Below are 11,387 nucleotides of genomic sequence, written 5' to 3'. Positions count from 1 at the left end.
ATCTGATTTAGGGTTGTATGAAATGCAAAATGCCGGGTAGTGACCCCGGCATTTTGCATTTGCATCTAGATTTTCTTTAAGGCATACTCCCCGTAAGGTACCAGGCTTCTGGTTTTTATGTCTTGAATGAAAATGCGGGCAAATAAATGATTTGGCTCGGCCGAATCAAGAACTGCGTATCCCAGCAAAACTTGTTGGTTCGGAGTGTCAATTGTACAGTGCTCAAATTCGAGACGATAGGTGTCTGATTCTTTCTTTATGGCAACATCCTGATAGGTCCGTTTGAAGTATTTTTCTTTTTCATTCAGATCTTCGACAGTTTCCTCTATTCTTACCTTGTTAACACCGGTTCTTTCAATGGTCCAATGTCTTTTGACATTAAAAACCGAATCATCTATGGATTGGTAACTCGACAGAAAGTTAGACGCCAGGGAAAAATCCGGTTCGTCGTTACTTTCGTTGCGCTTGCAGCAAAGAAGAAATAAGCAAATGACTACGTAAGCGACGTGTTTTGTTTTCATTACTGATATCGTTTAATGTTAATACCAGTAATTATAACTTATGAATCAGGTAGGAGAATTTCCTGATTATCTCGCGGCAATCTCCAATGAGCAAACGAATTCAAATCTGATTCTTGATTTCCCTTAAAATTCGTTCTGCTCCCGCTTTCAGTAGCTCCTCCGCCAGTGAAATGCCCAGTTCTTCCGGAAAAGCCTGCGCACCGCTTTCGGTGCGGCGGATCAATTCGCTACCGTCGAGGCTGATAATGCCACCGGTCATGGTGATTTCTTCAACCTGCAGGGTCGCCAAGCCGAATACCGGAATGCTACATCCTCCTTGAAGACGTTTCAGGAAAGCTCTTTCCGCACGTAGACAGGTTTCGGTGGGGGTGTGATTCAGTAGCTCGTGCAGTTTGGCCTTTTTATCCGCATTTAACGTCACGGCGCATTCGATTGCCACGCTACCCTGCCCAACTGCCGGCGTGAATTCGTCGAGCAGCAGATGCTCGGCAATTTTATCATCGTATTCCATGCGGTGCACGCCCGCGTATGCGAGCAGCAATGCGTCACATTGGCCTTCTTCCAGCTTGCGGAGGCGTGTTTGGAGGTTCCCACGCATGTCTACGGTCTTGATGTGCGGGTAATAGTGTTTCAAAACGGCCACCCGGCGTGTGGATGACGTTCCTACCGTAAATGACTCACCGCTTTTCAACGACAATGTCGTATCGTGGCTTACCAGCACATCGTTGGCATGTTCGCGCTCGGTGAATGCGATGATCTCGAATGCGTCATCGAGCTGTGACTGAAGATCTTTGGCGCTATGCACGGCAATATCGATATCACCGCTCCTGAGCTGGTCTTCCAACTCTTCCGTAAAAACACCCTTGCTGCCGATCTTGGAAAGTGACCGGTCGAGAATTTTATCGCCTTTGGTCTCAATAATGACAATTTCCGTCTCTACGCCGCCTTGCTGCAAAAGTGCCTCGACATAATACGCCTGCCAAAGCGCCAGCTTGCTCCCGCGGGTTCCTATTTTTATATGCATGATAAATAATGGTCCTGAAAATACTTTTTCGAAGAGCGAAGTTAGGTCATAAGTCGGAAACCAGCCAGTGAAATCTTACAGTTCCTGTGTTCATCACTTGCATTTCGCTTTTAATGCATTGACTGAAAAAATACCCGTAAATTCAGCCAGCCAACATCAGTACCATGGAAAACAAAGGTTTGATATTTATTCCTGATATAAGCGGTTTTACGAGGTTTATGCATGAAACCGAGATAGGTCACAGCCGGCAGATCATTCAGGAACTGCTGGAAATCCTGGTTAATGCGAATCAAATCGGCCTGGAAATTTCAGAGATTGAAGGCGATGCTATTCTCTTTTTCAAATTTGGCGAAGCGCCGCAGCTGGATATTCTGTACAGGCAGGTTGAAAAGATGTTTTGTGATTTTCACCAATATCTGATCGCCTATGATAACCGCCGGTTTTGTCAGTGTAAGGCTTGCATTTCGGCTGTTAATCTCACTTTAAAAGTCGTGACGCATTATGGGGAATTCACGACTTATAAGGTTAAGAATTTTAGCAAATTGATCGGCAAAGACATTATCGTTGCACATCAGCTACTTAAAAATGATATCGATCAGCATGAATACTGGCTGGTGACCCAAAATCTGCTGAACGGACAAGATCCGGATGGTTTTGCCGAATGGATGAAGTGGTCTCCCGGCTTTAAGACGACGGAAAATGAGCGGATACCGTTTCAATATACCCACATCGGGGCGTTGAAAGAAAGTATCCCGCCGTATTCTCCTCCGGTTTTGGAGCCTGCCGAAAAAGTAAAAATGGTATCCGTTTCCAAGGAATATGAAACGGACATCAAAAAACTCTTTTTTACAACAGGTCACCTCGAACTGCGGCACCGGTGGCAGGACGGTGTGAAGTCCATTGAGGAGCTCGATCATTTCCTTCCGGGCCTGGGCTCACGTCACCGATGTGTACGTGAAGACGGAGAGGTGGTCATTTACTCCAGTGGTTTTTCATACAACCCTGACTCGACAATCGTTTTCAGTGAATCAGACGAAAAACTGAACGGGACGCTCTATTTTGTGCTCGAAAAATTAAGCGAAGGGCTTAGCCTTCTCAGTTTAGAATACCATCTTAAGAAAGATCCTTTCAGGCAGCTTGTATTTAATTTGTTTAAAAAAGAAAAGATGGAAGCGAGTTTCCGAAGGTCACTCACCAATCTCGAAGGCTTGTTGACGGAAATTAAGGTGCCGGTCGATTTTTGAAATATTGGGTCAAACCCCCACGGTGTCCCCTTCGTCGGTCACAATTTTGTCTTCGATATAAGAAACAATCAATGAGGCGATATCCATTCCGCTGACCTCTTCGATACCCCGCAATCCCGGTGACGAGTTAACTTCCATCACCAGTGGTCCGCGTGCCGATTGCAGCATGTCCACGCCGGCGATTTTGACACCCAACGCCTTCGCAGCTGAAATGGCCGTATGCTCTTCTTCCGGCGAAAGTTCTATCATGCAACCTGAACCACCGCGGTGCAGGTTGGAGCGGAAATCGCCTTCGGCGCCCTGACGTTTCATAGCTGCAACAACCTTATTCCCAATAACAAATGCTCTTATATCGGCCCCCCTGGATTCGGCTATGTACTCTTGGATCAGGAAGTTGGCTTTCAATCCATAGAATGCTTCGATGGTAGATTTAGCTGCCTTAATCGTTTCGGCCAGTACGACGCCCACTCCTTGTGTTCCTTCGAGCAACTTGATCACCACAGGAGGCCCTCCTACCACGTGAATCAGCTCATTTACCTGAGCCGGGTTTTTCGCAATAACGGTTTTAGGGATGTCAATGCCCGCCTTAGCTAGCACCTGCATACTACGGAGCTTGTCACGGGATCGCAGAATGGCTTGTGACTTCACGGTTGTGAATATCTTCATGAGTTCCAGCTGGCGCACCACCGCGCAGCCAAATGCGTTCACGGAAGTGCCGATCCTCGGAATAATGGCGTCAATGCCTGTGATCGGCTTACCTTTATATATGATCGAAGGTTTACCCCCTTCGATCATGACAAAGCATTTGACGTGATCAATTACAACCGCTTCGTGTCCCTTTTGTTTGATTGCCTCCACCAGGCGCCTGGTCGAATACAGGTCCGGATTAGTGGATAATACGGCGATTTTCATAAAAAAATGTTTTTGAAAAGTGGAGGTGAGGCCCCGGGTTTAGTCTGTGGTTATTTTTTGGGAACGAGTTGGTGTCGTGGAGTGCTTTGCTGCCGAGAGGTTCTTTTTCGAAACGTCGACAACGAACCGGTTTTTTAGCAATTTCCTTCCTAGTAGTATCGGGTAGCTCATTTTCTGCCGGTTGGCCAGCGAAAATTCGGTACGTATTTTTCTGCCGAACAGCTTGATTGGCGTCTTGATCACAAACCGTTTCTCCTCTTTTCCGAAGGAATTACGGACGACGGTTTCCTTGAATTCAGTGACGATAAAGAAATGTTGAGGTGCTCCTTTTTTGGTGTCGAGATAAACGTGAAGTTCCTTATGTCCTTCCTTGTTGACCAGCTGGACCCGTGAACAATGAATGGCGGACGTCGCCGCACCGGAGTCAATGCGGACTGGCACGCGGTACCAATCCAACTCAGGTAAATCGACGATATCCGTTGCGCCGATGATTTCCAATGGGCGTTTCATCTGCGCTGAAAAAACTGGGCAACCGTCAAGGACAGGTCCAGAAAAACCATTTTCGCCCTTACATTCCGCTCAATGTGATAATAGGCTGTATTTACCTCCTCGATCATTCTTTCCAGGGATTCAAAATTGACGGTCTTCGAAAAATTCTGCACGAAAGTAAGCTCTTCCTGCGGAACCCGCAAAAGTTCACCTGCGCCATGGCTCCATACAAGCATATCCCTGAAGAGCCGCAATGCATATTCGAGCAAACCTTTTTGCTTTTCCTTGCTCATGACGTCGTAATTGTCGGCGAGTTTTACCAATTGCGCTACATCAAATTTATAGGACGAGCGCATCCAGTCGGCGAACCACGCCGAGCGGTCATCCTGCTCTTCCTGAACGAGTTTCAGCGCTTCTGCCATATTGCCGTCACACAGGTAGGCCACCTGATTCGCCACTACGTCGGTCACTTCGTTCTGTTTGAGGTGCGATTTAATTTCCGCATCGGAGAATGCCGGAATGGTAATCCGCTGGGTTCGCGAGATAATAGTCGTCAGTAGTTTGTCCGATTGATCACTTACCAAAAGGAACAACGTTTTTTCAGGCGGTTCTTCGAGAATTTTCAAAATCGCATTCGAGGAAGCCGCATTCATAATGTCGGGTTTCCAGATCAGCAGTATCTTGTACTCGCCTTCGTAGGCTTTGACAGACAATTTTCGCAGAATCCCGCGTGCTTCTTCCACGGAAATGTTACCCTGCTTGTTATCCGCACCGATGTGGTCGAGCCAGTCGGGGAGGACGCGATAGGGGTTTTCGAGCAAAAATAACCGCCAGAGCGGCAGAAAAGCTTCACTGGTTTTACCGTCGACCTTTTTGGAGGTGGCGATCGGGAATATAAAATGGAAGTCGGGGTGGATGAGCTTGCCCATCTTCACGCAGGACGCGCATACGCCGCAAGCGTCTTCTTCATGCCTGTTTTCACAGTTAATGTAGGTAGAGAAGGCCAGTGCCATGGCAAGCCCGGCGCCTCCTGCGGGATAATCAAAGAGCTGGGCGTGAGCCAAATGGCTATTCCGGACCGAGCGCTTCAATGTCGCTTTGATACTTTCAAGTCCCGGAATATCTCTGAAAAGCACGTTTCTGGTAAATTAATGAATTGGGTAAAATGCCTATTGGCCGCGCTGGGTTTGGGTATTTTCAAAAACAGCACGCATGATATTCTCTTCCGTTTCGCCGAATGCGACGCCTCGGCGGCTTACCGTATCTTGCGCTACCGCCATGGCCTTGTCAAAACGGTATTCGCAATGTCCCTCAGCGGCTCCGCCCCATGAGAACGACGGCACATGTTTGGCCTGGAATCCAGCACCGAATACATTCACACTTACGCCAACGACCGTCCCGGTGTTGAACATCGTCGAAATTCCCGCTTTGGAATAATCGCCCATCATCAGTCCGCAGAACAGCAAGCCGGTGTCATTCAGTGTATTAGAGGCATAGCTATGCAGTTTGACGTTCGAATGGTCGTTCTTTAAATTGGAATTATTGGTATTGGCCCCGAGGTTGCACCATTCTCCCAAAACCGAGTTGCCCAGGTAGCCGTCGTGACCTTTGTTGCTATACCCGAAAACGACACAATTGCTCACTTCGCCACCGACTTTCGACGATGGCCCTACAGTAGTATTCGGACGAATCTTCGTTCCTTGTGCGAGAACGCCGTTTTCCCCGATCGCAAATGGCCCCTGGATCATCGAGCCCTCCTGGATCAGTGCATTTTTTCCAATGTAAATAGGGCCGTTCTCTGCATTCAGAATGGACGCCTTGATCACTGCGCCTTCTTCCACAAATATGTTCTCGTGCTTATAACAATGCGTGAAAGGATCGGCAATGCCCACTGACTTGCGCACGGAAACGATCCGTTCATAGTCTGCCTTGATCTGTGCACCATTCTGGCCGAAAATATCCCACACATTGCGGATCATCGTAAATGGCTCGGCATAAGTCACCACCGAAAGGCCGTTTGTGCCTTCCGAAACCTTCCACGCGGAATGCGTCCTTACCGCCAGGATTTCTCCGTCACCGGATATGAGCGCATTGCCGTGAGGCAAACCTTTCACAATGCCGGCCAGGTGTTCGTCCGGGCACAATGCGCCGTTGATAAACAGGTTGTCGTCGGAAGTATGTTGTGGAAATTTGGCTGCGAGATAATCTTCCGTCTGGAATGAAACGGTAGTGTGGCATCTGTCGGCCCATTTTTCGGCCAGTGTGTGAATGCCGCACCGGATGCCGGCGACTGGTCTTGTGTATGTAAAAGGTAAAAGCTGGATTCTAATCTCTGGATCGTCGAACAGAATGGTATTGGGCATATATTAAAAAGTATGTGCCCGCCAAAGTTCGGGCATTTTATTGGTTACGGCAAAAAAAGAAGCAGTCTCCCGAACATATTTGTCAGGAGACTGCCGCTGTATTTTTTCTGGTGTCCGACGTGTTCGACCACGCAGGTTAGAGCCGCAACGGAGATTATTTTCCGTAACGCTTTCTGAACTTGTCAACGCGACCAGCTGTGTCAACCAGTACGTTCTTACCAGTGTAGAAAGGGTGTGACTGAGAAGAAACCTCGACTTTGTACACTGGGTACGTTTTGCCGTCTTCCATCGTAACGTTTTCAGAAGTTTCTATGGTAGAGCGCGTAATGAATTTAAAGTCGCTTGATAGATCCCAGAAAACTACTTCTCTGTAATTGGGATGAATATCTTTTTTCATTGGTATATGGTATTATGTTTTTCGATACGGTTTTCAAAAGGATTGCAAAAGTAAAAAATCCTGATTTGTAAATCAAGTATTGAAACCGTATCTTTTTTAATATTAATGCAATACAGCGAAAATTAACGCCCTATACTTCACTGAGTTGTTGTTTGAGCACTTCCACGCCACGTTTTGCTTCTTGCTCAAAATCAGTGTACACGAAGCATTCGATCGATAGCCCGCCCTTGTAGCCGATTTTCTTCAATGCGCCCAGGTATGCCCTGAAATCGTCACCCTTTACGCCCGGTGGGGTGCGTTTTTCCTTCTCCGCAATGTGGCAATGGACGATATGCTTGCCGTATTTGACGATCTCCGAAGCAGGCTCGTCCTCCTTCAACATATGGTAAATGTCGCAAAGCAGCTTCACGCGCGGACTTTTTACGGCATCCACGATCTCCACGCCCTCGGCCAGGCTGTTGATGAAATTGGTTTCTCCCCGGTTAAGCGGCTCTACTGCGATGGTTACCCCATATTTTTCCGCCAGCGGAGCCATTTTTTGGGTTAATTCAATGTGTTGGGCCTTCGCTTTCGCGCGATCGAAGCCTTCCGGTATGATTCTTGAACCACCGCTGCCGAATACGACAAACTGTGATCCGCACTCCTTGGCGCGTTTCAGAACCGTCTCAGTTCTTTGGAGGATCGCCTCGTGATTCGCGTCCGGGCCTAGCGTTTTCAGGCTTGCGGGCAGGAGGATCACGTAGGATTTGATGGGAAAGTGCTCGCTTTTGAGTTGCTGGAGGTTTTTTTCATAACCTGCATCGCCGCCTTCCGGGATCAGGAAGCCCGCAACCGACTCCTCTATATATGCGCAACCGGATTTTCGCAGAAACTCGGCTTTGTCATATGCCGCATACACGCCCAGGGGGATACTGTACGCCGCATTTCCGGTGGCTTTGGCCATGGCCTCGGTCAATGATCCGCCTAATGCAAGGCCTGCTACCATTCCGGAGGTCGTTTTGAGGAATGTCCGCCTGTCGGCCTGTTCGATAATTGTGCTCATAATTATATTGTTTAGCGTCTGTCAGTTGAAAATTTATGTATGATTGATAAGTTTTGAACTTTGCAAAGTTTACAATCTTAGATTTATTCTAAATAATGTACAATATTTAAGTTATTGATTTTCAGTTGAAAAATAGGAATTGTTGAAATTTGACAGAAAAAAACTTGAAAAAAAGTTTGCAAATTTTTGATTCTCATTTTCGTCAAAAAATTTTCTCAGAATCAAATTTCTGTAAATATCTAGTTATTAGTTTCTTAACAATTTAGTAATTTGGATTATGTCGCTAATCCCGTTTTCAGGTTTAAATATCCGTTGCGTTTCTGATTAATTTAATGTTATTTCAAGAGATTTTTAGAGTGCATCTCCGATTGCAATCCCAGCAATATACATCACTAACGTTCTATTAAACACCACATTACTATGTCTATGTATGTCATAAAGCGTGACGGCCGCCGCGAATCCGTGAAATTCGATAAGGTGACTGCCCGCATAGAGAAATTGAGCTACGGCCTGGACTCCGCCTATGTTCAGCCCGTCGAAGTCGCCAAGAAGGTCGTTTCCGGTATTTACGATGGCGTTACTACCGCCGAGCTGGATAATTTGGCTGCCGAAACCGCAGCTTCCATGACCACCAAGCACCCGGATTATGCGATCCTGGCTGCCCGCGTCGCTATCTCAAATCTCCATAAGAACACATTGAAGTCGTTTTCGGCCACAATGAAGCGTCTTTATACATATGTAGATTCTAAAACAGGCGAAAACGCATCGTTGATCTCCAAGGAGGTTTACGAGGTGATCCGCCAGCACGCGTCGCTGTTTGACTCTACGATTATATATGACCGCGACTATTCCTACGACTATTTCGGCTATAAAACCCTTGAAAAATCTTATTTACTGAAAGTTGAGGGAAAAATTGTCGAGCGTCCGCAGCATATGCTCATGCGCGTAGCCGTGGGTATCCATCAGGACGACGTACAGGCGGCTATCGAAACCTACCATTTGCTTTCTGAAAAGTGGTTTACCCATGCCACGCCTACCCTGTTCAATGCAGGTACGCCGAAGCCACAAATGTCGTCGTGCTTCCTGCTCACCATGAAGGAGGACAGTATCAATGGTATTTATGATACCCTTAAAAACTGCGCATTGATTTCGCAGTCGGCAGGCGGTATCGGTTTGAGCATTCATGACGTGCGTGCGACGGGTACTTATATTAAAGGAACCAATGGACAATCCAACGGTATCGTTCCAATGCTCCGTGTGTTCAATGACACGGCCCGTTACGTCGATCAGGGCGGCGGTAAGCGCAAAGGTTCTTTTGCCATATATATAGAACCATGGCATTCGGATATCTTCGATTTCTTGGACTTGAAAAAGAACCACGGGAAAGAAGAGCAGCGTGCGCGCGACCTTTTCTATGCGTTGTGGATTCCGGATCTGTTCATGAAGCGCGTGGAAGCGAACGACACCTGGTCGTTGTTCTGCCCGCACGAATGCCCGGGACTGGCGGATACGCATAGCGAAGAATTCGAAAAGCTGTACGAACAATACGAGCGCGAAGGCAAAGCACGCAAGACGATCAAGGCGCAAGACCTGTGGTTCGCGATCATGGAATCGCAGATCGAGACAGGTACTCCTTATATGTTGTACAAGGACCACGCGAATAGCAAATCCAACCAACAGAATTTGGGTACCATCAAATCGTCGAACCTTTGTACGGAGATTATCGAGTATACGGCTCCCGACGAAGTGGCGGTTTGTAACCTTGCTTCCATTGCATTGCCGAAATTCGTGGAGCAGGGCGCAGATGGTTTCCTGCGTTTCGATCACCAGAAATTGTATGAGATCACGAAAGTGGTAACGCGCAACCTGAACAAGATCATCGACCTGAACTTCTATCCGGTTCCCGAAGCGGAAAAGAGCAACAAACGCCACCGTCCGATCGGTATCGGGGTGCAAGGTCTGGCTGATGCATTCTGTATGATGCGCATGCCCTTCGACTCCGACGAGGCACGCCAGTTGAACAAAGATATTTTCGAAACGATCTATTACGGATCCATGGAAGCTTCGATGGAGCTGGCCATCCAGAACGGTCCATACGAAACCTGGGCAGGCAGCCCGATATCGCAGGGGAAATTCCAGTTCGATATGTGGAATGTGACTCCTGACAGTAAGCGCTGGAATTGGGAGAAGCTTCGTAAGGAAGTAGTACAGCACGGTGTCCGCAATTCATTGTTGCTCGCGCCCATGCCAACGGCTTCGACAAGCCAGATCCTTGGTAACAACGAATGCTTCGAGCCATTCACTTCTAATATATATGTAAGAAGGGTATTGTCGGGAGAATTCGTGGTCGTAAACAAATACCTGTTGAAAGACCTCGTGAGACTAGGGCTTTGGAGTGAGGAAATGAAGAACAACCTTGTTCGCGCCAGCGGATCGGTCCAGGCGATTCCGAATATTCCGGAAAATATCAAAGAACTTTATAAAACAGCATGGGAGATCAAGCAGCGTAGCTTGCTCGACATGTCTGCCGACAGGGGTGCATTTATCTGTCAGTCGCAATCGCTGAATATCTTCATGGAAGAGGCGAACTTCGGCAAGCTGACGTCCATGCACTTCTACGCCTGGAAAAAGGGCCTCAAAACCGGTATGTACTACCTGCGTACCCGTGCGGCTTCCGATCCGGTGCAGTTCACTGTCAGCAAGCAGGCAGAACCGCAGCTGGAACCCGCGATCGCCGTGGTGGCCGAGAAGGAGCTCAATTACGCGCAATATGCGGAGGAGCACGCTAAGCCCGCAGCGCCGCGTGATAACCGCTCCGATATGCAATGCTCGCTGGATGATCCGGAGGGGTGCGAGGCTTGTGGATCGTAATTAGGGTTAAAATCACAATAGCGAAGAGGTGTCTGATCATGGATCGGGTACCTCTTCTGCTTTCTGATGTATATGCTGTTAGGCGATGCAGGATTTGTTTTGTACTAATAAATGGAAAAATTGGACGTGCTGGAACCGGTTTTACATTGCTTGAAATGGAGTAAGAAATGAATGTGAAAAATCTTTAAAAATTTCTTTGTTGTAGCAATTTGTTTGTCAATTGGTTAGGGTATTTATTGAAAAAAGTTGGAAAAATATTTGTGGCGGGCGCTTGCATGTTAAAAATAACCCTGCCACTTTTGCACTCCCAATCGGGAACAACGGTAGCGCAGACGGCGCAACCACGAGTTCTGAAAGATTCAGAGCAACGTTCTTTGACATGATGAAGAGAGCAAGAAGATAGGTTCGTTAGAAACATTGATGAGCTTCTTCGGAGGTTACATCGCAACAAAATTTACAATGGAGAGTTTGATCCTGGCTCAGGATGAACGCTAGCGGCAGGCTTAATACATGCAAGGCGAGGG

General features: G+C 47.5%; 10 protein-coding genes and 1 rRNA gene. 3 read left to right on the top strand and 8 right to left on the bottom strand.

The genetic code is table 11. The annotated features are described in order from the left end of the window. Window positions 1-65: 65 nt before the first annotated feature. Window positions 66-521: a hypothetical protein gene (locus tag BP71_RS24885; protein WP_496384289.1), complete on the bottom strand. Its 456-nt coding sequence runs from the start codon at window positions 519-521 to the stop codon at window positions 66-68. 100 nt (window positions 522-621) lie between these two features. Continuing rightward, complete coding sequence (hemC, locus tag BP71_RS24880; RefSeq protein WP_496384288.1) at window positions 622-1,545, bottom strand: hydroxymethylbilane synthase; 924 nt, start codon at window positions 1,543-1,545, stop codon at window positions 622-624. Window positions 1,546-1,709: 164 nt separating this feature from the next. On the opposite strand from hemC, the gene BP71_RS24875 reads away from it, so the two are divergent. Further along, the gene (locus tag BP71_RS24875; RefSeq protein WP_496384287.1) at window positions 1,710-2,789 is read left to right on the top strand and encodes a DUF2652 domain-containing protein; all 1,080 of its coding nucleotides are present in this window, start codon (window positions 1,710-1,712) and stop codon (window positions 2,787-2,789) included. Window positions 2,790-2,798: 9 nt separating this feature from the next. Here BP71_RS24875 and rimK read toward each other — a convergent pair whose 3' ends face one another. From rimK to BP71_RS24845, 6 genes are all read right to left on the bottom strand, one after another. Next, entirely contained in the window at window positions 2,799-3,701 is a 903-nt protein-coding gene (gene rimK / locus BP71_RS24870) for a 30S ribosomal protein S6--L-glutamate ligase (RefSeq protein ID WP_496384286.1), read from the bottom strand. A 39-nt stretch (window positions 3,702-3,740) separates the two neighbouring features. After that, entirely contained in the window at window positions 3,741-4,211 is a 471-nt protein-coding gene (locus BP71_RS24865; RefSeq protein ID WP_496384285.1) for an ATP-dependent zinc protease family protein, read from the bottom strand. Then, window positions 4,208-5,326, bottom strand: a complete 1,119-nt coding sequence (locus BP71_RS24860; RefSeq protein ID WP_496384284.1) for a DNA polymerase III subunit — start codon at window positions 5,324-5,326, stop codon at window positions 4,208-4,210. Before BP71_RS24860 ends, BP71_RS24865 begins: the two co-directional genes overlap by 4 nt. Before the next feature lie 33 nt (window positions 5,327-5,359). Continuing rightward, complete coding sequence (locus BP71_RS24855) at window positions 5,360-6,553, bottom strand: putative sugar nucleotidyl transferase (protein WP_496384283.1); 1,194 nt, start codon at window positions 6,551-6,553, stop codon at window positions 5,360-5,362. A 154-nt stretch (window positions 6,554-6,707) separates the two neighbouring features. Further along, window positions 6,708-6,950: a type B 50S ribosomal protein L31 gene (locus tag BP71_RS24850; protein ID WP_090157191.1), complete on the bottom strand. Its 243-nt coding sequence runs from the start codon at window positions 6,948-6,950 to the stop codon at window positions 6,708-6,710. 130 nt (window positions 6,951-7,080) lie between these two features. After that, entirely contained in the window at window positions 7,081-7,992 is a 912-nt protein-coding gene (locus tag BP71_RS24845; protein WP_496384282.1) for a sugar phosphate isomerase/epimerase family protein, read from the bottom strand. Window positions 7,993-8,418: 426 nt separating this feature from the next. On the opposite strand from BP71_RS24845, the gene BP71_RS24840 reads away from it, so the two are divergent. Together BP71_RS24840 and BP71_RS24835 are read left to right on the top strand one after the other, a co-directional pair. Further along, entirely contained in the window at window positions 8,419-10,863 is a 2,445-nt protein-coding gene (locus tag BP71_RS24840) for a ribonucleoside-diphosphate reductase subunit alpha (RefSeq protein WP_496384281.1), read from the top strand. 456 nt (window positions 10,864-11,319) lie between these two features. After that, a 16S ribosomal RNA gene (locus BP71_RS24835) occupies window positions 11,320-11,387 on the top strand; the annotation flags it as partial.

The organism is Dyadobacter ginsengisoli DSM 21015, assembly GCF_059568735.1.
Note: the sequence above shows the minus strand (reverse complement) of the source record. Positions and strands in the feature narration are given on the sequence as shown.

Bases quoted from the DNA above. Each gene is read 5' to 3' on its own strand.
- BP71_RS24885 (WP_496384289.1), bottom strand. From the start codon at position 521: ATGAAAACAAAACACGTCGCTTACGTAGTCATTTGCTTATTTCTTCTT.
- hemC (WP_496384288.1), bottom strand. From the start codon at position 1,545: ATGCATATAAAAATAGGAACCCGCGGGAGCAAGCTGGCGCTTTGGCAG.
- BP71_RS24875 (WP_496384287.1), top strand. From the start codon at position 1,710: ATGGAAAACAAAGGTTTGATATTTATTCCTGATATAAGCGGTTTTACG.
- rimK (WP_496384286.1), bottom strand. From the start codon at position 3,701: ATGAAAATCGCCGTATTATCCACTAATCCGGACCTGTATTCGACCAGG.
- BP71_RS24865 (WP_496384285.1), bottom strand. From the start codon at position 4,211: ATGAAACGCCCATTGGAAATCATCGGCGCAACGGATATCGTCGATTTA.
- BP71_RS24855 (WP_496384283.1), bottom strand. From the start codon at position 6,553: ATGCCCAATACCATTCTGTTCGACGATCCAGAGATTAGAATCCAGCTT.
- BP71_RS24850 (WP_090157191.1), bottom strand. From the start codon at position 6,950: ATGAAAAAAGATATTCATCCCAATTACAGAGAAGTAGTTTTCTGGGAT.
- BP71_RS24845 (WP_496384282.1), bottom strand. From the start codon at position 7,992: ATGAGCACAATTATCGAACAGGCCGACAGGCGGACATTCCTCAAAACG.
- BP71_RS24840 (WP_496384281.1), top strand. From the start codon at position 8,419: ATGTATGTCATAAAGCGTGACGGCCGCCGCGAATCCGTGAAATTCGAT.